Origin of the sequence: Microbacterium gorillae, assembly GCF_050990725.1 — a bacterium.
GTDB lineage: Bacteria > Actinomycetota > Actinomycetes > Actinomycetales > Microbacteriaceae > Microbacterium > Microbacterium gorillae_A.
This window is the reverse complement of sequence record NZ_CP158844.1, coordinates 4,402,433-4,427,893: the sequence shown is the minus strand read 5'-3', so window position 1 is coordinate 4,427,893 and position 25,461 is coordinate 4,402,433. Positions and strand designations below refer to the sequence as shown.

The window sequence follows — 25,461 nt, the reverse complement described above, 5'->3', positions numbered from 1 at the left end:
CGTGCGCGTCGCGGTCGCTGGCGGCACCGGCACGGTGGGTCGGCTCATCGTGGCCGAAGCCCGCCGCCGCGGGCACGAGGCGCTCTCCCTGTCGCGTGCCGAGGGTGTGGATCTCCTGACGGGCGCGCGGCTGGACCTCCGTGGTGCGGACGCGGTGGTCGACGTCTCCTCCGTCTCGGCAACGGCGGCCGACGCCGCGATCCGCTTCTTCCGAACCGTGACGCGGACGCTGCTGGACGCCGAGGCTGTCGCGGACGTGAAGCATCACCTCGCGCTGTCGGTTGTGGGCGTCCCCGAAGCGCCGTTCGGCTACTACGCGGGCAAGGCCGCCCAGGAGCGGATCGTGCGGGGCGGCCCGGTCCCCTGGACGATTCTCCGGGCGACACAGTTCCACGAGTTCGCGGGTCAGGTGTTGGATGCCGCTCGCATCGGCGGCGTCTCCCTCGTTCCCAAGATGCGCTCGCAGCCGCTCGCTGCGTCGGTCGTCGCCGAGCGGATCGTGGACCTGCTCGAAACCGGTCCGCAGGGCATCGCCCGCGAGATCGCCGGTCCGCGCGAGGAGCGCATGGCGAACCTGTCCCGACGATGGGCGACCCATCACGGCGAGCGGCGACGGATCGTCGAAGTGCCGCTCCCCGGAGCGTGGGGTGCCGCGATCCGCGACGGTCGGATCCTGCCGGGTGCGGATGCCGACCTGCTCGGGCCGACCTTCGACGACTGGCTCCGCGCGAGCTGACATTCGTTCCGTGAGGATTCCGAGGTGACAACAGCGCAGGGTGCCGTCGTGCGTCCCTGATCCCGCGGCGGCTGGCCGTGCTCTGGGGCCGGGTGACGGACGCTGTCGTCATGCTGTTCTTCGCCGCGGCGCTCGTGATGGTGGCGGCAGCGGTGTGCGAAGCCATGGCGACGTCGCTTCCTGGCGTGCGCTCCGTCGCCGACACCGCACGGCTGCTCGTCCCGCTGGTGATGAGCCTGGCGTCCGTGACCAGCGGTGCGGCGATCGCCGCGGCACGAGTGGTGTCTCCGGGTCCCCGGCTCCTGCGTCGGATGTGGGGTCGTTCGCGTGTGCTGTGGCGTCGGCTGCTGGGACCGGTGCTGGGTCTGGCGTTTCTCAGCGGGCGGCGGCTGCTCGTGGCCCTCGGCGTGGGTGCGGTCAGTGGAGCCGCGACGCTGATGATCGCGCTCGCGGTCATCCGCATTCCCGCGCTGGCCGCAACCCTGAACGGCCCGGATGCCCGTACCGATGCGTTGACGGACGCGCCGCTGTGGTCACAGGCCACCTATCTCGCGATCCACGCGCCGCTTCCCGAAGAGCTGCTCTACCGCGCTCCGGTGATGGCGATCGCGGCCATCGTGATCGCCACCACATCGCGTCGACGGATCCGCGTGGCAGTGATCGCCGTGGCGCTCATCGTGATCAGCGGGGTGTTCGGCCTCGCGCACCTGGAGTGGTCGTTGGCCAACGCGGTCACGGCCACCATCTCGGGTCTGGTCTTCGGTCTCGTGTCCGTGCTCACGCGAACGCTGTGGGCGGGGGTCGCGGCACACGCCGCCTTCAACGCGCTCACGGTGCTCGTCTGATCCATCACCGTCGACGACTGGCTCGGCGCGAGCTCCGCGGCATAGGGTCGGGGACATGGTGCATGTTCTCGATGAAGCGATCGCCGTCACCCGAACCGATGCGGGAGCCGCGACCGCGCGAACCCATCCGCAGTGGGAGAACATGGTGGGCCCGTTCGGCGGGATCACCGCGGCCACGGTTGCTTCCGCCGTTCTCACCCACCCCGACGTGCAGGGAGAGGTCGTCGCCATCACGGTGAACTTCGCCGCTCCGCTCGCACCGGGTGAGTGGAGCATCGCCGCCGAGCCGGTGCGCACGAATCGCACGAGCCAGCACTGGACCATCACTGCGCGTCAGGGTGCCGATGTCGTCGTGACAGCCACCGCCGTGACCGGTGTCGATCGCGACACGTGGGCGGACACCGAGGCTGTCATGCCCGATGTGGACGCACCCGACGCCTACGCCGAGACTCGCATTCCGTTCCCGCTCAAGTGGCTGCAGAACTACCGCATGCGCTTCGTGGCCGGCGAGATCCCGATACCGCCAGCGCCGCTCGCCGACGATGCCAACGCCATGTTCTGGCTCCGTCACGCCGAGGAGAGATCCTGGGACGCGCCGGCGCTCATCGCCGCGAGCGACGCGTTCTATCCCCGCGTCTTCCGTCGTCGCGGTCCCGCGGTGCGCGCCAGCACCATCACTCTCACGACGTATCTGCACGCGTCCGCAGACGAACTTGCCGCGGCCGGCCCGAACCTGCTGTTGCGGGCCGGAGCGTCGCGGTACGGACGCGGACTGTTCGAACAGCGCGGCGAGATCTGGAGCGAGGGGGGCGCGCTGCTGGCCACCACCTACCAGCTCGTCTACTTCTCCGAGCCGAGGGCCGACGCATGACGGATCTGCCGCTCCAGTCCGGCAACGACGCGTTCCCTCGCCATGTCTTCGACGCTCTCGGAACACCCCCGCTGCCGTTCGACGAGCGGATCGGCGGCGCCATCCAGGTGGTGGAGAAGCGGCCGAAGAACGGGCCGATCACGCTCATGACCTCTGGCGTCTCTCGCCTGCAGACCGACACAGGGGAGCGGGTCGAGCTCGCGATCGAGGTGCTGCCGGACCAGCAGGGTGCCGCCTTCGTCGCGTTCTCGATCGTCTGCGACGACATCGCGCAGAACCGTCGCGTCCCGCCGCTGGAAGTCCCGTGGCGTAATGACGTGCCGTTTCTCAACGGAACCCGCATCTCGGCCATCCTGGCGACGGGCTCGCGGTGGGGAACGCGATTCGACGACGTCCGCGAGGGGCGGCGCACGGTGGGACACGTGCGCACGCTGCGCCTCCTCACCGACGACGAGGCGCGTTTCGCGGCTCACGCCGGGTGGGATGGACTCGCCACGCGCGCAGGTTCCATCGACGATCTGCTCGACGTCACGCGCGCCGGAGTGGTGTCGCCGGAGGAGGCGCCGGGCTATCGACCGGACGCTCCGGTGATCGTCTCGCGACTGCACGAGCAGTATCCGCCGCGCTGGCTCACGGCCGCGCCGCGGGAGTTCCGATCGGTGACCGGCCTGGAGTCCCCGGAGTACATGGACGACGCGGCGAACTTCGAGATCTGGGCCCTGTCGACGTACGTGTCGCGCTTCCCGTGGGTCGAGCGCTTCGTGCGGATCGCGGAAGTGGGTCAGACGGCGCGGTTCAGCGACGCCTCCGGAGACTTCGTCTACGACGACTGAGGTGCCTCGTCGGCGAGGGCGACGGGCTCGATCCCGAGAGCCAGGGCGATGCCTGACAGGTACGCCTCCTCGTCGAAGTCCTCCAGCAGGGAGCGGAACAGCAGGAAGCCGGGGCCGAGCCCGGCGATCACCATGCCCACGCGTCGCGACCAGTCCTCGACGCCCGAGGGGATCACCTCCGGGTGCGCCTCGCCCCACGCGGTGACCACGGCGACGAGCGTGGCCCGCAGCTCGGAGAAGACGCGGGTGAGTCCGGCACGGAGATGATCGTCGGCCGCCGCCTCCGCCCAGAGCTGCACGACCACACCGCTGAACGGCTCGTTGCGAACGCCTTCGAGCACGGCGCGCATGATGGCGGACGGGTGGGGGGCATCCGATCCCGATAGCGCCTGCACCTCGGCGATGCGTGCTCCCAGCACCCGCTCCGCGACGGCGTGGACCAGCGCCTGCTTGCCGTCGAAGTAGCCGTAGATGGCGCCCGCCGACAGTCCGGATTCGGTGATGATGTCGGCCATCGAGGTGCGCGAGTAGCCGTTGCGCAGGAACACCCGCATGGCGGCATCGATGATCGCGCCGCGCCGTGCTGCGCGGTGCTCGTCACTGACTTTCGGCATCGGCACCTCCCGTGTTGACAACCCTATCGCTGAGGAGCACTGTACAGAACGAACATTCGTTTTTGTTTTGAGAGGCAAGCATGAACGCCACAGCGCACGATCCGCGTTTCCACACCCCGCTGCTGCGCGCCGCCGGCATCGGTGTCGCGCTGTCCGTCGTGATCGGGGTGATTCTGCTCGCTTTCGCGTGGCCCTCCGTCACGGCGTCCCCGAAGGACATTCCGGTCGGCATCGTCGGGTCCGGGGAGCAGCTCACCGCGATCGAGGACCAGGTAACAGACCAGGCCGACGGTGCCGTGAAGCTCACCGAGTACGACGATCGCGCGGCCGCGGTCGCGGCCATCGAGCGACGCGAGGCCTATGGCGCCATCGTGCTGAGCGCCGACGCGACCACCGCTCCCGAGGTCCTCATCGCGTCTGCCGCCAACACGGCCGTGGCGCAGCTGTTGCAGGGGGTCGCGACGCAGATCCAGGCCGGCGTCGACGCACAGATCCGAACCCAGGTGGAGGCGGGCGTCGCCGCTGCGCAACAGCAGGCGGCCACCCAGCTGCAGCAGGCGCTGGCGGCGGTTCAGGCCGGTCAGGCGCCGCAGCTTCCCGCCGCAGGCGCGGCCACGCCCTTCACGATTCCGACCGTCACGGTGACGGTGACCGATGTGGTCCCGCTCGCCGACACCGACGAACGAGGCACCGGGCTCGCCGTGGCGGCCTTCCCGCTCGTGCTGGGCGGCCTGCTCGGCGGCGTGCTGCTCTCGATCCTCATCAAGGGCGCCGCCCGCCGCTTGTTCGCCGTGGTGGTGTATTCCGCCGCTGCGGGGCTCGTGCTGGCCGGCGTGCTCCAGGGCTGGTTCGGAGCGCTCCAGGGGTCCTACGCCCTGAACGCGCTTGCGCTCAGCCTCGCTGTCGGGGCGATCTCCGCCACCGTCACCGGGTTGTACGGGTTGCTGGGAACGCCGGGAATCCCTGTCGGTGCGGTGGTCATGATGCTGTTCGCCAACCCGCTGTCTGCGGCCACGATGCCCGTCGAGTTCCTGCTGCGACCATGGGGCGCGATCGGTCAGACGTTCCCCCCGGGAGCGGCCGCCACGCTGCTGCGTGACCTGTCGTACTTCCCTGATGCCGATGTGTCGGCACCCTGGACCGTGCTGTCGCTCTGGTTCGTCGGGGGACTGCTCGCCACCGTGGTGGCGATCTTCCGTGAGCACCGCCGGGCTCTTGCCGCCGCTCCGGCCGTCGCCGTGGCGTGAGCCGTAGGCTCGGTGTCGTGGCAGACGAGATGATCCTCAGTGCGGAGTCGACCGTCGCCGACTGGCTGGGCGATCCGATCGGCGGCTACCTGGTGCACGACCTCCTGCGCCATATCGGACGCGATGAGACCTTCCTCGCACCTGTGCGCGGGATCCCCATCCAGCATCTCGTCGCTCTGAGTCAGGGTCAGCTGCCGCAGTCAGTCGTCGATGATCTCGTCCGCGCCTATACCGAGCACCGGCAGGCCGACGCGGAGACGTGAGGAAGGGGCACCGGGAATCCCGGTGCCCCTTCTGTATCTGAGGCTGATCCTCGTTTCCGCTGGAGCGGACGGCCCTAGAGTGTGCGAGTCGTCGGTTCGCCCCGATTCGCGATCTCTCGCGTCGGTTCTTCGAGTGTTCAGCCGTGTGTTCTCGGGTGCGGGTTCGCCCTCAGGCGTCGCCCGTCTTCATATCATCCGGTGCCATAAGCACTCCCTTCGCCGGTGAAGTTGCTCCAATGTACGCCCGGCTCTGAAAAAAGGGAAGAGGCGCACGACGTGTCGTGCGCCTCTTCACAAATGACTCAGGACTGGGCGTCAGACTTGCGCCCGCCGGCCTCCAGGACGTCGCCTGCGGGCAGCTCCTGATGACCTCCGAACTGCTGGCGCATGGCGGAGAGGATCTGGTTCGCGAAGTGATCCTCGTCGCGCGAGGCGAAGCGCTCGAACAGCGCCGAGGAGAGGACGGGGGCGGGAACGCCCACATCGACGGCCGCCTTGACAGTCCATCGGCCCTCGCCCGAGTCGGAGACGCGGCCGGCGAGGCCGTCCAGCTGCGGGTTCTGCTGCAGGGCGGCCGCGGTCAGATCCAGCAGCCAGGAGGAGATCACCGATCCACGGCGCCAGAGCTCGGCGACCTTCGGCACCGGAATGTCGAACTGGTAGAACTGCGGCTCCTCGAGCGGAGCGACTTCGGCCGAGTGCTCCGCCTCGTCCTTACCGGCGTCGGCGTGCTGGAGGATGTTCAGGCCCTCCGCGAACGCCGCCATGATGCCGTACTCGATGCCGTTGTGCACCATCTTCACGAAGTGACCCGATCCGGTCTGACCGCAGTGCAGGTAGCCCATCTCCTCGGGCGACAGATCACCGGAACGGCCCGGCGTGCGCTCCACCTCGCCGGAACCCGGGGCGATCGTGCGCAGGATCGGGTCGATGTGCGCAACGGCCTCGTCGGGGCCGCCTACCATCAAGCAGTAGCCGCGCTCGAGCCCGAACACACCGCCCGACGTGCCGATGTCGATGTAGTTGAGACCGCGCGGTGCGTACTTCGCGGCACGGCGCACGTCGTCCTTGTAGTTGGAGTTGCCGCCATCGATGATGATGTCGCCGGATTCCATCAGCCCGGCGAACTGGTCGACCACCGCGCCGGTGATGCCGGCCGGGATCATGAACCACGCGACGCGCGGGGTCTGCAGGGCAGCGACGAACTCCTCCGGCGTCTTCGCGCCGGTCGCACCCTCTGCCGCGAGGGCGTCGACGGATTCCGGGTTGACGTCGTAGACCACGCACTCGTGGCCGTCGCGCATGAGGCGGCGCACGATGTTCGCGCCCATCCGGCCGAGGCCGACCATTCCGATCTGCATTTCTCCTCTTTCCGCGAGCGATCCACCCCCGCGTCATCCATCTAACTCCCGTTCTGCGCTGCGCGCGCTGTTCTGGGCGCCCCGCCTCCCAACCCTTGTTCAGATGTTCGGAAGCTAGACTGGCGGGGCTTCCGTTTCGCCCTGATCGAGAAGGCCTATGTCCTCCGCAAGCACCCCGACGTTCACCGAACGTCATGTCGCTCTCGCGCGCGCCGCCATCGCTGCGCTCGCTGCCGTGATGATCACCTTCACCGGTGATCACTCCGCAGCCGTCGGCCTCTCCGTCTTCAGTGGCTTCGCCGTCGCCACGGGTCTCGTCTGGGGGCTGGCGGCCTGGCTGGTCTACCCCACCGGACGGCGCATCCCCGCGATCCTGCTCGCCGTGGTCGGCGTCATCGCCGGCATCGCCGCCGGCACGGTGTTCCGCGGCCCGGTTCTGCTCAGCGTGCTCATCATCTCGTGGGCGCTGATCTCGGGGATCATCGAGTTGATCTGGGGCCTGCGCGATCGGCGCGTGCCGGAACGACGCAGCAATGCGCGCGACGAGATCACCGTCGGCGTGATCACGCTGGTGCTGGGCGTCTCCGCGTTGTTCATCAACGTCGGCTTCGAGCTGCCGTACTACATCAAGGACGCGGACCAGGAGTTCACGCTGACCGGCGTCACCATCCTCGTGGGCGTCTTCGGCGGCTATGCGGCGATCGTCGCCGTGCACCAGGCGATCCTCGGATTCTCTCCCGCGCGGCCCCTCCCCTCGGATGAGCCCGCCGCGGTCGTCGTGACCGGGAAGGCAGACAATGACTGACCAACAGCCCACCACCCGCAAAGACCTCATGCGCCCCGCGCAGATGCTGGGTCTCGCGGCCATCTGCGCGATCTTCGCCGGAGTGGTGACCGCCGTGTCCATGGGATTGCTGCAGAACCCCACCAAGCCTGGCTGGTCGGATGCCCGGCGCGCAGAGGTGCACCAGGAGATCGTGTCCCACGCCGCCATCGGCGGTCTGATCGCCGCGGGCATCGCGTTCATCGTCGTGCTGCTCAGCATCTCGCTGCTGCTGCTCGCCGTGAAGCCCTCCGAGGTCACGCGTATCATCGACCGTCCGGTGCTGTTCGACTCGAAGCCCGGCGAGGCTACCGCTGCCGGCACCGATAATGCCGAGCCGCGACCCGACGACAAGTATCACGGCTGATTCCGCCCCGAACAGACACGAGCGCCCTGGCGGATCTGCCAGGGCGCTCGTGCGTGTCAGACCTGAATCGTGCTCGCGGTCTGTCGGCTCCGCCGCCACCAGACGAAGAAGCCGACCAGCGTGAAGAAGCCGTAGAACAGGTACATGAGGCCGGAGGCGTAGTACCCGGCGGAGAACAGCAGCGGGACGCCGACGATGTCCACCGCCACCCAGATCAGCCAGAACTCCGTCCATCCGCGCGCCATGCCGTAGGTGGCCAGGAGTGATCCGACGAACGTCCAGGCGTCCGCCCACACCGGGTCGTAGGAGCCGAGTTCGCGGAACAGCGGGGTGAGCGCGGCGGTTCCTGCCACCATCACCACGGCCAGTCCGATGCGCGTGGGCCAGCTCGCCCAGCGCGGCTCCACCGCTTCGCCCGTCTGTCCCTTCGTCTGACGCCAGCGCACCCATCCGTAGATCGAGACGGCGATGAACATCACCTGACGTCCCGCCTGGCCCAGCAGATGCGGCAGCGTGGAGGCCGGATCCAGGATCGATCCGAGGAAGACCGTGAGCAGCAGCGCGTTGCCGATGATGCCCACCGGCCAGGCCCAGACCTTGCGCCTCATGCCGCCCAGAGCCGAGGCAAGGCCGAAGATGTTGCCCACCACCTCGCGAACCACGAGGGTCTGTCCGTTGCCGAAGTCGATATGCGCGTTGAACGCGTCGATGAGCCACCGCAGGATGTCCATTGTTCTCCCTTCCGTTGCGGCGGCTCCGGGGGAGATGGACGCGCGGTGCGCGGGTGCGCGTCCGTCACGTCACATCCGTGCTTCTCCCATCCAGACTGTGACTGTCGGTCCTGGAATCCCACCAGGTCAACCGACGCCTCGAGAGACATCGGGTCGCGGACTTTGACCGCCGGTTCGGAATTTCACCGACCCCGGAGCACGTGTGTGTCGTTGCCATTGTGGCACCACTTGCAACCCGGGGTCGCCACCGCGTATTCCGCGGCAATCTGGGCCCTCAAAAGGCGGTGAGCGCCGCGGTCAGCATGCGGTGTCCCTGCGCCTCGAAGGCTTCGTCGCCGACCTGGTGCGCCCACACCGCAGTGGCGATCGCCTGACGCAGCTTCTCGAGGTTCCAGGTGTCGTCGCGCGGGTCATCGCCGTAGCCGTCGAGGAAGGCGGCCTCCAGTCCAGGAGCGATCAGCCACTGTCGCGCGTCCATGCGAGCGAGGTCGGTCTGCGGCGGACGCCAGGCGAAGCGGCCGAAGTCGATCACCCGCACGGTTCCGCGGTCGATGAGCCAGTTGCGGGGTTGCCAATCGCCGTGGGTGGGGACGACGCGCGCGGGCCGTGCCGGTGCCGCGTTCAGGATCCGTCGCGCTTCGTCGGCGACGGTCGATGACACGCGGTGCGGACGATCGAGCCACGCGAGCGCCTTCGCGTTCTCCCGGGCTTCGAGGTCGTCATCGACGCGAGATGCCTGACCGTGGAGCAGGCGCAGCAGCTCGCCCGCCTGCCGGTACGTGTCCGCCGCGTACTCGGCGGGTGAGCCCTCCACGAGGATCCCGTCCTGGTACTCCAGCAGGATCACTCCGGCGTCGGCGTCCGCGTGGAGCATCCGACCCGTCCGCTCCGCCTCGATGAGCGGCTGGGCCGCTTCCTCGTGCGCGGCGATCTCCCGCAGCAGGTGATGATGCGCCTTCGGACCCGCCGCCTTCACGATCCGATCGCCCGTCGCGGTTCGGACGTGCAGCACGACCGTGTCGAGGTTCCACGACATGTCCGCCACCAGCGAGGCATCGCCGATCCACGTGTGGACCAGCGACTCCTGCGAAGGTGTCAGGGGCATCAGATCCCGCGGGCGAGTTCCGCCGCGACACCGATGTAGGTGCCCGGCGTGAGCGCCAGCAGGCGCTGCTTGGCTTCGTCGCCGATCTCCAGACCCTCCACGAACGCGCGCATCTCTGCCGCACCCACCTTGTGGCCGCGGGTGAGCTCCTTGAGCAGGGCGTAGGGGTCGCTGATCGTCGAGCGACCCGCGACGACCTCGGCGCGCACGACGGTCTGGATCGCCTCGCCGAGAATCTCCCAGTTGCCGTCGAGGTCCGCGTCGAGCACGTGCTGCGACAGGGAGACCTCCGTGAGGCCGCGGGTGAGGTTGTCGATCGCGAGCAGCGAGTGGCCGAACGCCACACCGATGTTGCGCTGCGTGGACGAGTCGGTGAGGTCACGCTGCATGCGGCTGGTGACCAGCGTGGTCGACAGCGAGTTCAGCAGCGCGCCCGCGATCTCCAGGTTCGCCTCGGCGTTCTCGAAGCGGATCGGGTTGATCTTGTGCGGCATCGTGGAGGATCCGGTGGCACCGGCCACCGGGATCTGCGCGAAGTAGGCCATCGAGATGTAGGTCCACATGTCGGTGGCCAGGTTGTGCAGGACGCCGCCGGCGTGGCGGATCTTGTCGTAGAGCTCCACCTGCCAGTCGTGCGACTCGATCTGGGTGGTGATCAGATTGAACCCGAGCCCCAGCGACTCGACGAACTCGCGAGCCACGGTGGGCCACTCGGTCTCCGGGGAGGCCACGACGTGCGCCGACCACGTGCCCGTGGCCCCGGAGAACTTGCCGAGGAACTCGTTCTGCTCGATCTGCTTCGCGATGCGCTCCAGCCGCCACGCGAACACACCGAGTTCCTTGCCCATGGTGGACGGCGTCGCGGGCTGACCGTGCGTGTGCGAGAGCATCGCGGCATCGGCGTTGGCGTGTGCGAACGTACGCAGCGCCTCGATCACGGTTCGCAGCGCCGGCAGCCACACCTGCAGGGTGGCGCGCTGGACGACCAGGGCGTAGGAGAGCGAGTTGACGTCTTCGCTGGTGCAGCCGAAGTGCGTGAGCTCCGCGATCGCGTCCAGGCCCAGCTGCGACAGCCGGTCACGGACGAAGTACTCGACCGCCTTCACGTCGTGGCGGGTGACCGCCTCCTTCTCACCGAGCCAGTCGATGGAGGCCTGGTCGAAGTCGAGGTAGGCGGCACGCAGAGCACTCTTGTGCTCGTCGCTCAGCGGTGACGTGCCGAACATCGAGCGGTCGGTGAGGGCGATGATCCACTCCACCTCCACCTCGACACGGGTGCGGTTCAGGCCCGCTTCGGAGAGGAATTCAGACAGCGGAGCGACGGCCGCACGATAGCGCCCGTCGAGCGGGCTGAGGGGCTGGATCGGAAGAGCGGCCACGGCAGTTTCTCCTGATGAAGAGGCGGGACACGCCGCGAATGCGACCCCTCGATCATACCGATCCGTCGATGCGCCTCAGCTGGGCGGTGGGCGTTCGCAGGGCCGGTTCGAGCTGGTGGAAGAGGGCGCGAACGGAGGACTCGATCATCTCCAGCACCTCGTCGAACATCTCGTCTCCCGCGTAGTACGGGTCCGGGACGTCCTGCCCGGACGCGGCGGGATCGAACGACAGCAGCAGGGCGATCTTCTCGGCCTGATCCTCGTCTGCGGCCCAGTTCTGCAGGATGCGCTCGTGCGACCGATCCAGCGCCACCACGAGGTCGTTCGCCTGAAATGCGGCGGCGGTGAACTGCTTCGCGCGGTGCGCGCTGCCGTCGTAGCCGCGTCGCTCCAGAGCATCGAGCGTGCGACGATCGGCGCGCTCACCCACATGCCAGTCACCCGTTCCGGCGCTCGTCGAGGCGATCCGCTCTGACAGGCCGGCGCGCTGCGCGAGTGAGCGCATCACCACATCGGCCATGGGGGAGCGGCAGATGTTGCCCGTGCACACGAACACGAGCCGAAACGGTGCGGATGCATCGGCCATGTGCACATTCTGCCGAAGATCCGCGCATTTGCTCCTCCCCAACAAGGAAAGTGTCCTGCACTACTCAAGATCGAGGTCTTCACGCTCCATCGCCCTGGCGCTTCTTCGACGATCGGGAGATGAGCACACCGACCCTCACCGCTGAAGAGACCCGTTCCCGAATCCGAGCCGCCCGCGCGCAGGTTCGCCGCGCCGGCCTGTTGCTGCAACAGGCCGGCGCCGCGTGGAGTGCGCTCGTGCGGATCACGTCGTGGGAGTCGCCCGCGTCGCGCAGCTACCACGACCGAGCCCAAGACAGGTTGGGAGAGGTGGCGGCGCTGATCGGACTCACCCAGGTGCACGAGCAGCAGCTGGCATGGGCCGAGTCCCAGGTGAGCGACGGATGTGCCCCGTGAGCGGGCCCAGCATCTCGTCGGGCGGTGCCATCACGGTCGATCCGGATGAACTCCGCGCGGCGGCGCAACGGGCGGATGCGGCCACCGGCGTCATGACTGACGCGACAGACGCCCTGCTGCACGCCGCGGGCATCATCGATTCCGCGTGCATCGTCGGGATCGCATCCGATGGTGCGGATCTCGCGGTGCGCACTCGCCGCGCGATCGATGAGGGAAACACGCTCGCGACCGATCTGCGCAACGCGGCGATCATCTATGAGATCACCGAACTGCGCCTGGCGCTGCAGCAGCCCGGTGCCGATGCCGACGCGATCCACGAGCGCATTCGTGACCTGTTCAGTGGCTTCTCGGCAACGGCGTACCTCGGCGTGCTGCAGTCCGATGCGCTCATCGCGAGCTGGCGTGGGCGGGATTCGCGCAGCTTGATCGGTCAGGTGTTCCGTGGAGCCGGCCCGCTCGGCGTCAGCGCGGTGGCTGCTCTCTGGGCGCTGCAGGGCATCGTCCATGCCACCCGGCGCGGCCGGATCGCCGCGGGCACCATGCTGCACGGTTCAGGGCCCGCCGTCACCGTCACTCAGACGCGACCGCCGGAGCCCGCACGGGCACCGGCATCCCTCACCGACGCCTTCTCGCGGATCCCGAACTCCGCCGATGACGCGAGAATTCGCATCGAGAAGTACGAGATGCCTGGCGGCGAGAACACATTCGCGGTCTATGTCACCGGCACCCGGGAGGATTCCCCGACTGAGGCGTTCGACGGCGAATCCAACCTCGAGCTCTACTTCGGCAACCAGTCGGCATCGTCCGCAGCGGTCGCGGAGGCGATGCGTCAAGTCGGCGTGCAGCCGGGCGACTCGATCATCAACTACGGCTACTCGCAGGGCGCGATGATCACCGAGCATCTGGCCATGGATCCGCGATACCAGGTGGAGGGTCAGTACACGTTGGGTGGCCCCGTCGAGGGGGAGATGGGCTCAGACACGCTCCACGTGGCTGTGCGGCACGACGACGATCCGGTCGTCCTGCTCGCCGACGGTGGCTTCCCAGGACAGAACGGCAGCAGCGACAGCATGGTGATCCGAGACACCGCCCACCCCGAGGTCACGGCGGAGGATGCCGGCCTGCCGGGGCATTCGCTCGATCGCTACCTGGAGACCACCCGGTGGGCGGACGGATCGGACGATCCACGCATGAACGCGGTACGTGAGCAGCTCGCTCGGCTTGCTCAGGCAGAGCGCGTCACTGCGTACGAGTTCGGGGCGGAGCGGGAGCCACGATCATGAGGCTCGGATCGATCTCAGCTGCGCTTCTTCTTCTGCGGGCGCAGCAGGATGCCGAAGAACCAGTTGATCAGCGAGATCACGATGGCCGCGACCACGCCCCACCAGAATTCGCCGACGCCCAGTCCCCAGCCCCAGAAGCTCGTGATCCAGGCGGTGATCCAGAGCAGCAGGCCGTTCACCACGAACGAGATGAGACCAAGGGTGAGCACGTAGAGCGGGAAGGCGACGACGCGGATGACCGTGCCGATCACGGAGTTCACCACGGCGAAGACGGCACCCACGGCCAGCAGGGTGAGCACCTTCTGCAGGTCTTCACCGGGGGCGAATGCCGTGATCGTCACCGTGAGAGCGGGGATGAGGCTCACGACCCACAGTGCGAAGGCATTGACGACGACTCGGATGATGAAGCGCATACGAGGAAGTGTGACATGTCCACATGAACGACGGCAGGGGGTCGGCATGGCGTGGGTCGTAGAGTGATCAGGTGACCGATGCCGCAGCTGCCGCCCCTGTGAAGATCCGTCCCGAGATCGCCTCCCTCCCGCCGTACAAGCAGGGCAAGCCTGCCGGCGCGGACGCTTTCAAGCTCTCCAGCAACGAGAATCCGTTCCCGCCGCTGCCGTCGTTGATTGACGCACTGCAGGCCGAGACCACGATCAACCGCTACCCGGACGCCACGGCAGCTCGGTTGCGAGCGCGGATCGCCGAGCGGTACGACACGACGCCGGACGGCGTCCACATCGCTTCGGGTTCGGTGGCGATCATCGCGCAGCTGCTGCTGGCCGTTGCGGCACCCGGTGATGAGGTCATCTACGCCTGGCGCTCGTTCGAGGCCTACCCCGGGCTCGCGCTGGTCGCCGGCGCGCAGAGCGTCCAGGTGCCGCTCACCGCGGACTTCCGTCACGACCTGCCGGCTATGGCCGCCGCGATCACCGACCGGACGCGCGCAATCATCGTCTGCAGTCCCAATAACCCCACCGGAGGCGTGCTCACCCGCACCGAGGTGGAGGAGTTCCTCGCGGACGTGCCGTCCGACGTGCTCGTCATCCTCGACGAGGCCTACGCCGAGTTCGTGACGTCGTCGGATGCCGTGAACGGTCGCGACGCGGGCTTCCTCGCGGCGCACCCCAACGTGATCATGCTCCGCACGTTCTCCAAGGCCTACGGGCTCGCCGGTCTGCGCGTCGGCTACGCCGTGGGTCACCCGCGTGTGCTCGACGCCGCACGCTCCACAGCCATCCCCCTCTCAGTCACGGCACAGGCGGAGTCGGCCGCCCTCGCCAGCCTCGACGCGGAAGACGAGCTGCTCGAGCGTGTCGCCATCCTGGTGGATCGACGCGAGCGTCTCGTCGCCGGCGTTCGCGCCACCGGCTGGACCGTTCCGGACACCGAGGCGAACTTCCTCTGGCTCCCCGCGGGTGCCGCGGCGCTCGCGGTGGCGGAGCTCTTCGCCGACGGCGGCATCATCACCCGCCCGTTCGCGGGCGAGGGCGTACGGATCTCGGTGGGCGAGGAGGAGTCGATCGACCGTGTCATCGATCTCGCCGCCCGCGCCCTCCCCCTCCTCAACGGCTGACGGGCACCGGGCGCCTAGCCCGGATAGGGCGCTGCGATTCGGAGAACCTCGGCGATCCGCTCGCCGACGGCTGCCCCGTGCGGTAGCGCGAGCACTTCCGGCTCGCCCCAGTGCGGCCGCACACCGCGCGCGGCGAGGAGATGAACCACGCGCAGCGTGCGCATGGTGTTCGAGATCTCCGCCGGGACCGGCCCCGGAGTACCTGATTCGAACCGCTCTGCGATGACGTCCAGCCAGTCCACTGCTTGACGCTCGGTCAACTCAGGACGCGTGAGGGTGAGGGCCAGCGCGAATCCGAGGCGGTCGTCTTCCATCGCATCGAAGACATGGGCGGTGGGCTCCAGCAACCGTGCCGCCCCCAGCGCGAGAAGTGGCACGGGATCGACTGCCGGATGTTGGCCGAGCGCGGCGAGCAGATCGGAGCCGTGCGCCACGGCGTGCAGCCAACCGAGGGCGCTGTCGTAGCCACGCAGATCATCTTCGTCGCGGTACCACCGCGTGAATGCGGCGATCCACTCTGCGCGAAGGGTCCCAGCGGCCACGACCTTGGCCAGCACCAGCGCAGCAAAGGTCCGTGCCTGCACCTCCGGGTCGGTGAATCTCGTCACCATCGTGTCGCCCAGCGCGAGCCGACGTGCGTCCGTCAGAAGCGGAATCCATCGGACCAGCTGTGGATAGGCGATGTCGTCGCGCTCCGCGGGATCGGCTGACCGCAATGCCGCCACTGTCATCGCGAGTTCGGTTTCGGACGGGGCGAGGACCGAGGGGGCGCTCTCATCGCTCATCATCGTTCTCCTCATCGGGATCACCAGCTTCGCCCACCCGCCGATCCGCTGTCCATCGGTGCCGATAGATGGACGTGAAAGCATCTTTTTCGGGTGCCGAATGATGCGTCAGAACGCATACGGGCGCTCGTAGGCTGGCCACGTGACTGACATCCTGGACACCCCCAACCAGGCAGGAATGGTTCCGGCCGATTCGCCCGATGTGGTGCGCATCCTCAACCCGGACGGGACGATCGCCCCCACCGCCGCGGCGGAGCAGTACCTGCCTCTCATCGACGCGCTGACCGAGTTCGATCTCGAGCAGTTCTATCGGGACATGGTGATCAGCCGTGCCTTCGACCAGCAGGCCACCAACCTGCAGCGACAGGGCCAACTGGCCCTGTGGCCGCCGTCGTTCGGGCAGGAGGCCGCGCAGGTCGGCTCCGCCCACGCGTCGCGCGCGCAGGACCACATCTTCCCGTCCTACCGCGAGCACATCGTCACGACCATCCGCGGCGTGGACCCGCTCGACATCATCAAGCTGATGCGCGGACTCAGCCACGGCGGCTGGGACCCGAAGGACCCGAAGAACGGCAACACGCACATCTACACGCTGGTGCTCGGCAGCCAGACCCTGCACGCCACCGGCTTCGCGATGGGGCTGAACTTCGACGGCCGTGCCGCCAGCGGCGACATCGAGCGCGATGAGGTCGTGCTGGTCTACTACGGCGATGGCGCCTCCAGTCAGGGCGACGTGCACGAGGCGATGGTCTTCGCCGCGAGCTACCGCACCCCCGAGGTGTTCTTCATGCAGAACAACCAGTGGGCCATCTCCGTCCCCGTCTCACGCCAGTCGCGCACGCCGCTGTACCGACGCGCGGCCGGCTACATGCCCTCCATCCAGGTGGACGGCAACGACGTGCTCGCGAGCTTCGCGGTCACCCGCCGCGCCCTCGACGAGGCGCGCGCCGGCGATGGACCCCGTGCGATCGAGGCCGTCACGTACCGCCGCGGTGCACACACCACCAGCGACGACCCCACCAAGTACCGCACGCGCGATGAAGAGGCGGCCTGGGCGGAGCGAGATCCGATCGCTCGCATGCGCGCGTATCTGGAGAGCCGCGGCGCCGAGTCGGCGTTCTTCGCCGACGTGGACGAGGAGGCCGCCGCGACCGCCGAAGACGCGCGTCAGCGCACCACTCAGCTGCCTTCGCCCACGGCGGAGAGCATGTTCACGCACGTCTACACGGACGCGCACCCGCTGATGGCCGAGCAGCGCGCCTGGCTGGCGGACTACGAGGCATCCTTCGAGGAGGGTCGAGCATGACCGTGGAGACGATGACGTTCGGCAAGGCCCTCAACGCGGGCCTGCGTCGCGCGATGGCCGACGACCCGCGCGTGCTGCTCATGGGTGAGGACATCGGCCCGCTCGGCGGCGTTTTCCGTATCACTGAGGGTCTGCAGGACGAGTTCGGCGAGAGCCGCGTGCTCGACACCCCGCTGGCGGAGTCGGGCATCGTCGGCACCGCGATCGGCCTTGCGATGGCCGGGTTCCGTCCCGTCGTGGAGATCCAGTTCGACGGGTTCGTCTTCCCCGCCTTCGATCAGATCACCACCCAGCTGGCGAAGCTCACCAACCGTCACGACGGCACGCAGTCGTTCCCGGTCGTGATCCGCATCCCCTACGGCGGGCACATCGGCGCGGTCGAGCATCACCAGGAGAGCCCGGAGGCGTACTTCGCGCACACCGCCGGCCTGCGTGTGATCTCCCCGTCCACACCGAACGACGCCTACTGGATGATCCAGCAGGCCATCGCGGGCAATGATCCCGTCATCTTCCTGGAGCCGAAGAGCCGCTACTGGCCGAAGGGCGAGGTGGACCTCGGAGAGCCCGCTGCGGCGACCCCGTACCAGGCTCGCGTGGCGCGCTCGGGCACCGATGTGACCCTCGTCGGACACGGTGCCATGGTGACCGTGCTGCTGCAGGCCGCCGCGCAGGCCGAGTCCGAGGGCGTCAGCTGCGAGGTGATCGACCTCCGTTCGCTGTCTCCCATCGACTACCAGCCAGTGCTGGATTCGGTGCGCAAGACCGGCCGCATGGTCTACGGTCAGGAGGCGCCCGGCAACGTCAGCGTGGGAAGCGAGGTGGCTGCCACGGTGATGGAACGAGCCTTCTTCTCGCTGGAGGCACCCGTGCTGCGGGTGAGCGGGTTCGACACCCCGTTCCCGCCCGCGAAGCTCGAGGGCCTCTACCTCCCCGACGCCGATCGCATCCTCGAAGCCGTCGACCGCTCACTCGCGTACTGATCCCGGAGCCAGACATGCAGACCTTCAACCTTCCCGACGTCGGCGAGGGCCTCACCGAGGCCGAGATCGTGCAGTGGCGCGTCGCCCCCGGTGACACCGTCGCCGTCAACGACGTGCTGTGCGAGATCGAGACCGCCAAGTCCCTCGTCGAGCTGCCGTCGCCCTTCGCCGGCACGGTCGGTGACCTGCTGGTGGGCGAGGGCACGACGATCGACGTGGGAACGCCCATCATCACGGTCGACGACGGATCCGCTCCTGCCGCCCCGGCGGCGCCCACCCCGGAAGACGCCGGCGGCTCGGTGCTCGTGGGTTACGGCACCGGCGGTGAGGTGCGCTCGCGGCGCCGCAAGCCCGCGCAGGCACCCGTCACCCAGTCGGTCGGCGTGATCGCGAAGCCGCCGATCCGCAAGCTCGCCCGCGACCTCGGCGTGAACCTCGCCGAGGTGCGTGGCAGCGGCGAGGCGGGAGAGGTGACGCGCGCCGACGTGATCGGCCATGCCGAGCAGGCGAGCGTATTCCGCAACATCCAGACGCCCGAATGGGGGGAGCAGCGCGAGGAGACGATCCCGGTCGCCGCTCCCGCCGCCTCGGCACCGGCACCCCTGGTGGTCGGCGACCGCGAAGAGGCCATTCCGGTGCGCGGTGTGCGGAAGGTCACGTCGGCCGCCATGGTCCGATCCGCCTACTCCGCCCCGCACGTGACGGTGTGGAAGGACGTCGACGCCAGCCGCACCATGGAGCTCGTCAAGCGATTGAAGGCGTCGCCCGACTTCGCGGACATCAAGGTGTCCCCGCTGCTCATCATGGCCCGTGCCGTGATCTGGGCCGCCCGCCGCACCCCGATGGTCAACGCCGCGTGGGTCGATGCGGAGGACGGCGCCTCGATCCTGGTGCGCAACTACGTCAACCTCGGCATCGCGGCGGCCACCCCGCGCGGGCTCATCGTCCCCAACATCAAGGACGCGCAGAGCCTCTCGATGCGCGAGCTCGCCAAGGCGCTGGAGAAGCTGACGCTCACCGCTCGTGAAGGCAAGACGGCGCCGGCGGACCAGCAGAACGGCACGATCACCATCACGAACATCGGTGTGTTCGGCATGGACGCGGGAACGCCCATCATCAACCCCGGCGAGGCCGGCATCGTTGCCCTCGGCTCGATCACGCAGAAGCCGTGGGTCGTGGACGGCGAAGTCCGCCCGCGCTGGGTCACCACCGTTTCCGGCAGCTTCGACCACCGTGTCATCGACGGCGACGGCATGAGCCGCTTCATCGCTGACGTCGCGTCGATCCTCGAGGAGCCGGCTCTGCTGCTGGACTGAACCCCGAGACGAAGGGAGGGAACATCCCCTCCCTTCGTCGTTTCACGACTACCGCACCGGAGCGGGTACCGCCAGGGCCTGGTTCGCTGTGATCGCCGCCGCTAGCGTCGAAGGCGAACCGATCGGAGGCGCGCATGGCGGCATGGGACGAGGCGGCGCTCACCGCGCTGGACGACGGCGATGAGCTGGACATCGAGATCGGACGCGCCGACGGCGCCCACTATGACCCAGTGGTCATCTGGGGCGTGCGCGTGGGAACCGACTTCTATGTCCGCTCCGCACGCGGTCCCGAGGGCCTCTGGTATCGCCGCGCGCTGCGTTCGCTCGCGGGAACGCTGAGCGCGCGCGGTGTGGTGCAGGGCGTCACCTTCGAGCAGGTGTCCGCGTCCGACCCGGTGAATGTCGACATCGACGCCGCGTATCACCGCAAGTACGACCGGTACGGTGCCGCGATCGTGGGCTCTGTCGTGGGTCCGAATGCGGCTCGCGTCACGCTGCGGGCGATTCCGGTCGGCTGAGCGGCTGCCCGATGACGCTCAGAGCCGGGCCAGGGTCTCGATGTCGGCGGTGAACTCGGCGATCGCCTCGGGCGATACCGTGGCGCGGGTGCCCGCCAGAGCCCGCGTGTAGTCGGTGGTTCCCAGCACCGCATTCATCCCGTCGTCCCGCAACGACCGCGCCAGGGCATCCTGCGATGCCCGACGGGCGGCGTACTCGATGTCCGCGGGCGTGAGGCCGTCGCTCTCCTCGACCAGCAGATCCACGTCCACGCGCGTGACCGCCTCCGCCGGGATGTAGCGGCTCCAGATCGCCCGACGCGCATCCGCGTCCGGCAGGCCGATCGGAAGCACGTAATCGAAGCGGCCGTGACGCAGGAACGCGGCGTCGAGCGCGCGCACGAAGTTGGTCGCGCAGATCAGCAGCTTGCCCTCGTGCTCGCGGAACTCGGCCACCTGCTTGAGCAGCTCGTTCGTCACACCCTGCGTGGGCGACGGCGGAGTTCCGCCCCGGTGCGCGGCGATCTCCTCCACCTCGTCGATGAACACCACCGCGTGCTCCAGGTCGGCGATGGCCTCGAAGCTCGACCGCAGAGCACCCGCCAAACCTCCACCGTCGGCCAACCGCGAGGGGAAGAGCTCGACGAAGGGCCAGTCCAAACGCGAGGCCACGGCCCGTGCGAACGTCGTCTTGCCGGTGCCGGGAGGGCCGAACAGCATCACCGCGCGCGGCGGTACCACGCCGAAGCGCTCGGCGAGATCCGGGCGCGAGAGCGGCGTGACCAACCGCTCCTCGAGGAGCGTCTTCTCGTGTGTCATCCCGGCGACCTTGCGCCAGAGGTTGCGCGGCAGGATCCGCCCGCCCACCTCTTTGAGCGTGTCCAGCTCCCGTCGTTGCACGGGCATCGCGCGCTCCAGATAGCGCACCGATCGATGAACGGAGAACGCGTTATCGGTGAACGGCGCCAGACCCTGAGACTCGGGCACCAGCGCCGAGAGCTTCGCCAGCCCCAGCGCGGCCATCCGCCGCTCCAGCGCGTCGAGCAGGCCGGCCGACAAGGTGCCGTCCGGGTCGGGTGCGGCGAGACCGAAGAAGACGATCCATCCCTGCGCGTGCGCCGCGCGTCCCACGGCCGCACCGACGAGCTCCTGATCGCGCATCGCGACGACCGCATGATCGGCCTGGCAGGACGCGATCACCTCCGCGAGCGAGTAGATCGGCACCTGCGCGTCCTCCGTCACGGCACCCCAGAGGCGAACGAGCTGATCGAGATCATCCCCGTGGAAATCACGGATGTGGGTGCGGGACATGGCTCCTCCTTCATGCAGCGCTGCACGGCGATTCGCATCGCGTGGAGCAACGCTAACCGCCGCTCGCCGATGGCTGTGACCAGCGGGTCGAGAAGAACGGGCGTTTTTCTGCAGACGATCTCGATCCGCGATCAGCGCACGCTGTGCGCGGCCCAGGACTCGAACTCCGCCTGAACCTCGTCGAAGAACTGCGTCTTGCCCCGCGTGTAGTCGTCGTAGTCCGCTTTGCCGACCTGCTGGGTGCTGAGGGCGCGCTTGATCTTCTCGTAGCGGGAACGGGCTTCGGGATTCGCGCGAAGCCAGTCCCGGAACCACGCCGTGTACAGCCCCCACGGCGAGTCCGCGCGTCGGACATGGAGGATGACCTGCTCCTCCTCGTTCCAGAAGAGGAGCTTCTGCCACACCCGAGGATCCGCCGGGAGCGAGCCGCGCGGAAGATCACGATCCACCCCGGGCGAATCCGGACGCGATCCGCGAGCCCGCACGAACCCGAGGGGCTCGAGGAGCAGCACGAGATCGTGTTCGGCCGGCAGCGGGGAGATCCGAAGCTGCAGATCCACGAATGGCTTCGCGGCGAGCCCGGGGACCGCTGTCGAGCCGATGTGATCGAGCCGTGCACTCTCTTGTCCGGGAAGGCCCGCGATCGCCGTGGCGACAGCGTCGAGCACCTGCGCCGCCTGCTGCGCCCATGCCGCCCGGTACTCGACGAGCTCGGCGGGATTCGTCTGGTCAACCATGCGCTCAGGCTATGCAGCCTCCCTGTGTGGACAACGTTCCCCATCGCCGACGCATCCGTGGCATCGCCGCCGACCCGCTGATACCGTGCTCGCAGGGGCGATGTCGTGCCCCGGGTCGAGGGGGTCATCCATGGCGGAGCAAGTCGCCGGGCAGCTGCGGAACTACCGCATCCACCGCTACGTCAACGCGTTCTGTCCGCTGTGTCACGACGAGGATCCCGACCGCGACCTCGCCGAGGTGAAGCGACTCACGGGCTGGCTGGCCGCCTATGAGGACGACTCCGTCTGGCTGGAGCGCGGCTGCGAGGTACACGGACTGGTGCGCACGTTGTACGACGAGTCGGCGGAGATGCTCACGTATCTCGAGCAGTGGACCGCTCCGACGAAATGGCACGCGCCCGACACCACGGCGAACTTCAAGCCGGTGCCGAGCGCCTACCTGGACGGCATGCCGGCCATGCAGACGCAGCACACGTGCATCCTGCTGGAGGACCTCACCGATCACTGCAACCTGCGCTGCCCCACGTGTTTCGCCGAATCCGGGCCGGCAGCCACCGCGACGGCGCCGTTGGAGGAGGTGCTTGCGTCCGTCGACGACCGTCTCGCCAAAGAGAATGGCCGCATCGACGTCCTCATGCTGTCGGGCGGCGAGCCCACGCTGTACCCGTGGCTCGAGCAGCTGATCGAGCAGCTGGTCGCCCGCCCGATCGTCCGGGTGCTGTTGAACTCCAACGGCCTGCGGATCGCGAACGACGACGAGTTCGTCGCCTTCCTCAAGAAGCACCGCGAACGCGTCGAGGTCTATCTGCAGTACGACGGCGAGAAGCCGGAGTCCTCGAAGTTCCATCGCGGCGCGGACATCCGGCGCTTCAAGCAGCGAGCGGTCGATCGGCTGAGCGCAGCCGGCGTCTTCATGACGCTCACAATGACCGCGGCCAAGGGCGTCAACGACGACGAGATCGGCGCGGTGATCGCCACCGCGATGGCCACGCCCTACGTGGGTGGTGTGACGATCCAGCCGGTGTTCGGCTCGGGACGCAACTCCGGCATCGACCCGAACGACCGGCTGACCCACGGCGGCGTGCTGCGCCGTCTGGAACCGCAGACCGAGGGACGCATCACCTGGCGCGATCTCACGGCACTGCCGTGTTCACACCCGCACTGCTGTTCGGTGGGCTATTTCCTGCGCGACGACTCGCACCAGTGGAAGTCGCTCACCGGCATCATGGGCCACGACAAGCTGAAGACCTTCCTCGACCTCAACCCCGACATGCTCGCCAACCGCATCGCCGACAGCGAGATCAACGTGAAGATGAAGGACGCGGTCAAGAACTCGCTGCTGGATCTGTTCAGCGAGCAGTCCAGCCTCACCCACCCGTCGATGGCGAACATCTGGCGCGACATCTGCATGAACTGCGACATCGGCATCGGCACTCTCACGCAGCTCACCACCTCGGTGCTCCCCGGTCAGCACAAGCGGCTGCGGAAGATGCTCGCCGAGAGGGTGCTCCGCATCACGGTGAAGCCGTTCATGGACATCAACACGATGGTCGAGGAGCGCCTCACCCAGTGCTGCGTGCACGTGGCCACGGTCAACGATGAGACGCGCGCGCACCAGTGTGCCCCGTTCTGCGCCCTGCAGGCGTGGGCGCCCCTGTCACGTCAGCGCATCTCGACGGCGACCGCACGCAACGCCGCACCCGTCGGACTCGGGCCCGTGATCCCCGTGGGCGCGCCGGTGGCCTGACATGCATGCTTCGCCGCCGCTTCGCCAGTACGACGAGAAGGTCGGACTCCCGTTCGACCCGCTCCGACTGTGCGTGTTCACCACCATCGCGCTCCTGACATGCGTGTTCGGGCCGATCGCGCTCCTCGTCTTCGCCGTGGTCGCGATACGGGGCTACGACCGCGCCCGACGCGCGGGCCTCACGCGCTCGCGGTGCAAACTCGGGGACACCCGCGTCGTCCTTGCGTACCTCATCGCCGTCGCCGTGCTGGCTGTCGCGGCCACCCCCTTCTGGATCTGGGGCTGGGTCACTGTGATCCGCTCCCTGGTGGGCGGCTGACGTGTTCCCCACCCTCGACCAGCTCCTCGGCTTCGGGCCCGCGATCGACACGCACGTGTTCTTCGAGGGCATCGGCATGCTGGTGGGCGGGGGCGTCTTCCTGCTGCAGCTGCGGCGGCACCGCGTCCGCGATCCGCGGATCTGGGCTCTCGTGGCCGGCGCGATGATGGGGGCCGCAGTGCTCTCGCGGCTGGGCACCTGGGCGCAGCACCTGGATCCCTCGCAGAACCTCAGCCTCGTCGAGCAGCTGATGCGTGGCAACGCGTCGATCCTGTCGTCGCTCGTGGGAGCCTGGCTCGGCGTTCACATCGCGAAACGACTCGTGCGCTACCCCGATCGCACCGGCGATCTGTTCGCCCCAGCTGTCGCGCTCGCTCTGGTGATCGGGCGCTTCGGGTGCTTCTTCACCGAGCGCCCCGGCACGCCGACCGGAGGCGACTGGGGCATCGTGCTGGACGCCGAGACCGCAGCACGACTGGGATCTCCGGCGGGGGTCGGACTGCACCCGAGCTTCCTGTACGAGATCGCGTTCCACCTCATCGCCTTCGCGGTGCTGTGGTTCTGGCTTCGTCGCGGCGTGCTCGCGCCCGGCGAGATGCTCACCGTGTACATCGGCTCCTACGCCGTCTTCCGCTTCTTCGTCGAGTTCGTCCGTGGCAACGATGTCGCGTTCGCCGGGCTCACCCGTCCGCAGCTGTTCCTGCTGCTCACCATTCCCCTGTTCGTGGCGCGCGTCGTGTGGCTCGCCCGCCGCGGACGCCTGTTCGCAACCACGGAGGTGCGTGATGTCGTCACCGTCTGATCAGCCCGACCCGTCTCAGCAGCCGGATCCCGAGGTCCGTCCGCCGGACCCCGCCGCACCGTACACACCGGGCGCACCTCCGCCCGGGGATATCTCGCAGCCGAATGCCGCGCCGGCTCCGCCCTGGCCTGCGACACCGGGAACTCCCGTGCAGTATCCGGGCCAGTACCCGCCGAACACAGGCGCAGCGACTCCGGGATACCCGCCGCCAGCGCACGCGCCGCAGGGCTTCCCGCCCCCGGGTTCCAATCCGCCGCCGGCAGCCGGTCCGAATCCGTACATCCAGAACACGCCGTTCACACCGCAGTACGGCCCACAGAAGACCTCGATCACCACCGGAGCGGTGTTCATCGGTGTCGGGATCTCCGTGCTGGTGATCATCATCGCCTTCCTGATCCACGACATCCCGGGCGGGACCGGCCCGATCCGGCTTCTGATCACCGGAATTCTTCCGATCGTCGGGTGCCTGCTCACCATCGGGCGGGCCACGCGATCGATCGGGCTGGGAATGGTGATCATCGGCGGGGCGTTCTGGGTCACGTTGATCGGACCGTGCTTCGCGCTGTTCATGCCGTAGCCGGTGGCGGACACGAAGCCGCACCGCAGAGAGAAGTCAGGGCGATCAGACGGGTTGAATGTCTGATTT

General features: G+C 68.3%; 29 protein-coding genes and 1 riboswitch. Of the genes, 19 read left to right on the top strand and 10 right to left on the bottom strand.

Features of this window, described 5'->3' with window-relative positions:
• The first annotated feature begins 1 nt into the window (after window position 1).
• The 4 genes from ABTV68_RS20385 to ABTV68_RS20370 all read left to right on the top strand — a co-directional run bounded on the left by ABTV68_RS20385 (window position 2) and on the right by ABTV68_RS20370 (window position 3,285).
• A complete protein-coding gene (locus ABTV68_RS20385) occupies window positions 2–736 on the top strand; it encodes an SDR family oxidoreductase (RefSeq protein WP_433675488.1) in 735 nt (244 codons plus the stop codon).
• A 110-nt stretch (window positions 737–846) separates the two neighbouring features.
• The gene (locus ABTV68_RS20380) at window positions 847–1,581 is read left to right on the top strand and encodes a lysostaphin resistance A-like protein (RefSeq protein WP_433675487.1); all 735 of its coding nucleotides are present in this window, start codon (window positions 847–849) and stop codon (window positions 1,579–1,581) included.
• Window positions 1,582–1,636: 55 nt separating this feature from the next.
• The gene (locus ABTV68_RS20375; protein ID WP_433675486.1) at window positions 1,637–2,452 is read left to right on the top strand and encodes an acyl-CoA thioesterase; all 816 of its coding nucleotides are present in this window, start codon (window positions 1,637–1,639) and stop codon (window positions 2,450–2,452) included.
• Complete coding sequence (locus ABTV68_RS20370; protein WP_433675485.1) at window positions 2,449–3,285, top strand: suppressor of fused domain protein; 837 nt, start codon at window positions 2,449–2,451, stop codon at window positions 3,283–3,285. Before ABTV68_RS20375 ends, ABTV68_RS20370 begins: the two co-directional genes overlap by 4 nt.
• Here ABTV68_RS20370 and ABTV68_RS20365 read toward each other — a convergent pair.
• Complete coding sequence (locus tag ABTV68_RS20365) at window positions 3,273–3,899, bottom strand: TetR/AcrR family transcriptional regulator (RefSeq protein WP_433675484.1); 627 nt, start codon at window positions 3,897–3,899, stop codon at window positions 3,273–3,275. The genes ABTV68_RS20370 and ABTV68_RS20365 overlap by 13 nt on opposite strands.
• Window positions 3,900–3,979: 80 nt before the next feature.
• Here ABTV68_RS20365 and ABTV68_RS20360 point away from each other — a divergent pair, with 80 nt between their 5' ends.
• Together ABTV68_RS20360 and ABTV68_RS20355 are read left to right on the top strand one after the other, a co-directional pair.
• The gene (locus ABTV68_RS20360; protein WP_433675483.1) at window positions 3,980–5,146 is read left to right on the top strand and encodes a hypothetical protein; all 1,167 of its coding nucleotides are present in this window, start codon (window positions 3,980–3,982) and stop codon (window positions 5,144–5,146) included.
• 17 nt (window positions 5,147–5,163) lie between these two features.
• Window positions 5,164–5,409: a hypothetical protein gene (locus ABTV68_RS20355; RefSeq protein WP_433675482.1), complete on the top strand. Its 246-nt coding sequence runs from the start codon at window positions 5,164–5,166 to the stop codon at window positions 5,407–5,409.
• A 302-nt stretch (window positions 5,410–5,711) separates the two neighbouring features.
• Here the strand turns inward: ABTV68_RS20355 and gnd are convergent, their stop codons facing one another.
• Window positions 5,712–6,770, bottom strand: a complete 1,059-nt coding sequence (gnd, locus tag ABTV68_RS20350) for a phosphogluconate dehydrogenase (NAD(+)-dependent, decarboxylating) (RefSeq protein ID WP_433675481.1) — start codon at window positions 6,768–6,770, stop codon at window positions 5,712–5,714.
• A 157-nt stretch (window positions 6,771–6,927) separates the two neighbouring features.
• On the opposite strand from gnd, the gene ABTV68_RS20345 reads away from it, so the two are divergent.
• The gene (locus tag ABTV68_RS20345) at window positions 6,928–7,575 is read left to right on the top strand and encodes an acyl-CoA synthetase (protein ID WP_433675480.1); all 648 of its coding nucleotides are present in this window, start codon (window positions 6,928–6,930) and stop codon (window positions 7,573–7,575) included.
• Window positions 7,568–7,960: an amino acid transporter gene (locus tag ABTV68_RS20340; protein WP_433675479.1), complete on the top strand. Its 393-nt coding sequence runs from the start codon at window positions 7,568–7,570 to the stop codon at window positions 7,958–7,960. Before ABTV68_RS20345 ends, ABTV68_RS20340 begins: the two co-directional genes overlap by 8 nt.
• Window positions 7,961–8,016: 56 nt before the next feature.
• Here the strand turns inward: ABTV68_RS20340 and pnuC are convergent, their stop codons facing one another.
• The 4 genes from pnuC to ABTV68_RS20320 form a co-directional block, all read right to left on the bottom strand.
• The gene (pnuC, locus tag ABTV68_RS20335) at window positions 8,017–8,691 is read right to left on the bottom strand and encodes a nicotinamide riboside transporter PnuC (protein ID WP_433675478.1); all 675 of its coding nucleotides are present in this window, start codon (window positions 8,689–8,691) and stop codon (window positions 8,017–8,019) included.
• A gap of 74 nt (window positions 8,692–8,765) precedes the next feature.
• A riboswitch (FMN riboswitch) is annotated at window positions 8,766–8,894 on the bottom strand.
• Window positions 8,895–8,965: 71 nt separating this feature from the next.
• The gene (locus ABTV68_RS20330) at window positions 8,966–9,796 is read right to left on the bottom strand and encodes a phosphotransferase (RefSeq protein WP_433675477.1); all 831 of its coding nucleotides are present in this window, start codon (window positions 9,794–9,796) and stop codon (window positions 8,966–8,968) included.
• The gene (gene purB / locus ABTV68_RS20325) at window positions 9,796–11,175 is read right to left on the bottom strand and encodes an adenylosuccinate lyase (protein WP_433675476.1); all 1,380 of its coding nucleotides are present in this window, start codon (window positions 11,173–11,175) and stop codon (window positions 9,796–9,798) included. The genes ABTV68_RS20330 and purB overlap by 1 nt, the downstream gene beginning before the upstream one ends.
• A 52-nt stretch (window positions 11,176–11,227) precedes the next feature.
• Window positions 11,228–11,761: a low molecular weight protein-tyrosine-phosphatase gene (locus tag ABTV68_RS20320; RefSeq protein ID WP_433675474.1), complete on the bottom strand. Its 534-nt coding sequence runs from the start codon at window positions 11,759–11,761 to the stop codon at window positions 11,228–11,230.
• Window positions 11,762–11,880: 119 nt separating this feature from the next.
• On the opposite strand from ABTV68_RS20320, the gene ABTV68_RS20315 reads away from it, so the two are divergent.
• Window positions 11,881–12,156, top strand: coding sequence for a hypothetical protein (locus tag ABTV68_RS20315; protein ID WP_433675473.1), 276 nt, complete (start codon window positions 11,881–11,883; stop codon window positions 12,154–12,156).
• The gene (locus ABTV68_RS20310; RefSeq protein WP_433675472.1) at window positions 12,153–13,439 is read left to right on the top strand and encodes a hypothetical protein; all 1,287 of its coding nucleotides are present in this window, start codon (window positions 12,153–12,155) and stop codon (window positions 13,437–13,439) included. Before ABTV68_RS20315 ends, ABTV68_RS20310 begins: the two co-directional genes overlap by 4 nt.
• A gap of 14 nt (window positions 13,440–13,453) precedes the next feature.
• Here ABTV68_RS20310 and ABTV68_RS20305 read toward each other — a convergent pair whose 3' ends face one another.
• Complete coding sequence (locus tag ABTV68_RS20305; RefSeq protein WP_433675471.1) at window positions 13,454–13,852, bottom strand: phage holin family protein; 399 nt, start codon at window positions 13,850–13,852, stop codon at window positions 13,454–13,456.
• Window positions 13,853–13,923: 71 nt separating this feature from the next.
• Between ABTV68_RS20305 and ABTV68_RS20300 the strand changes: the two genes are divergently transcribed.
• Window positions 13,924–15,015, top strand: coding sequence for a histidinol-phosphate transaminase (locus ABTV68_RS20300; protein WP_433675470.1), 1,092 nt, complete (start codon window positions 13,924–13,926; stop codon window positions 15,013–15,015).
• Window positions 15,016–15,029: 14 nt separating this feature from the next.
• Here ABTV68_RS20300 and ABTV68_RS20295 read toward each other — a convergent pair whose 3' ends face one another.
• On the bottom strand, window positions 15,030–15,800 hold the full coding sequence (locus ABTV68_RS20295) for a DUF2785 domain-containing protein (protein WP_433675469.1): 771 nt from the start codon (window positions 15,798–15,800) through the stop codon (window positions 15,030–15,032).
• 178 nt (window positions 15,801–15,978) lie between these two features.
• On the opposite strand from ABTV68_RS20295, the gene ABTV68_RS20290 reads away from it, so the two are divergent.
• The 4 genes from ABTV68_RS20290 (at window position 15,979) to ABTV68_RS20275 (ending at window position 19,920) form a co-directional block, all read left to right on the top strand.
• Window positions 15,979–17,106, top strand: a complete 1,128-nt coding sequence (locus tag ABTV68_RS20290; RefSeq protein WP_433677658.1) for a thiamine pyrophosphate-dependent dehydrogenase E1 component subunit alpha — start codon at window positions 15,979–15,981, stop codon at window positions 17,104–17,106.
• A complete protein-coding gene (locus ABTV68_RS20285; RefSeq protein WP_433675468.1) occupies window positions 17,103–18,086 on the top strand; it encodes an alpha-ketoacid dehydrogenase subunit beta in 984 nt (327 codons plus the stop codon). Before ABTV68_RS20290 ends, ABTV68_RS20285 begins: the two co-directional genes overlap by 4 nt.
• Window positions 18,087–18,100: 14 nt before the next feature.
• Window positions 18,101–19,402 carry a dihydrolipoamide acetyltransferase family protein gene (locus tag ABTV68_RS20280; protein WP_433675467.1) on the top strand — a complete coding sequence of 434 codons (1,302 nt, stop codon included), beginning with the start codon at window positions 18,101–18,103 and terminating at the stop codon, window positions 19,400–19,402.
• 134 nt (window positions 19,403–19,536) lie between these two features.
• Window positions 19,537–19,920 carry a DUF2255 family protein gene (locus tag ABTV68_RS20275; protein ID WP_433675466.1) on the top strand — a complete coding sequence of 128 codons (384 nt, stop codon included), beginning with the start codon at window positions 19,537–19,539 and terminating at the stop codon, window positions 19,918–19,920.
• 18 nt (window positions 19,921–19,938) lie between these two features.
• On the opposite strand, the gene ABTV68_RS20270 is transcribed toward ABTV68_RS20275, so the two are convergent.
• Window positions 19,939–21,210, bottom strand: coding sequence for an ATP-binding protein (locus ABTV68_RS20270; RefSeq protein ID WP_433675465.1), 1,272 nt, complete (start codon window positions 21,208–21,210; stop codon window positions 19,939–19,941).
• 131 nt (window positions 21,211–21,341) lie between these two features.
• Window positions 21,342–21,947: a GrpB family protein gene (locus ABTV68_RS20265; protein ID WP_433675464.1), complete on the bottom strand. Its 606-nt coding sequence runs from the start codon at window positions 21,945–21,947 to the stop codon at window positions 21,342–21,344.
• A gap of 130 nt (window positions 21,948–22,077) precedes the next feature.
• Here ABTV68_RS20265 and ABTV68_RS20260 point away from each other — a divergent pair, with 130 nt between their 5' ends.
• The 4 genes from ABTV68_RS20260 to ABTV68_RS20245 are packed head-to-tail and all read left to right on the top strand — an operon-like array spanning window position 22,078 to window position 25,392.
• Window positions 22,078–23,694: a radical SAM protein gene (locus ABTV68_RS20260; protein WP_433675463.1), complete on the top strand. Its 1,617-nt coding sequence runs from the start codon at window positions 22,078–22,080 to the stop codon at window positions 23,692–23,694.
• 1 nt (window position 23,695) lies between these two features.
• A complete protein-coding gene (locus tag ABTV68_RS20255; RefSeq protein WP_433675462.1) occupies window positions 23,696–24,013 on the top strand; it encodes a hypothetical protein in 318 nt (105 codons plus the stop codon).
• 1 nt (window position 24,014) lies between these two features.
• On the top strand, window positions 24,015–24,815 hold the full coding sequence (locus ABTV68_RS20250) for a prolipoprotein diacylglyceryl transferase (RefSeq protein ID WP_433675461.1): 801 nt from the start codon (window positions 24,015–24,017) through the stop codon (window positions 24,813–24,815).
• Window positions 24,799–25,392, top strand: a complete 594-nt coding sequence (locus tag ABTV68_RS20245) for a hypothetical protein (RefSeq protein WP_433675460.1) — start codon at window positions 24,799–24,801, stop codon at window positions 25,390–25,392. Before ABTV68_RS20250 ends, ABTV68_RS20245 begins: the two co-directional genes overlap by 17 nt.
• Window positions 25,393–25,461: the final 69 nt, after the last annotated feature.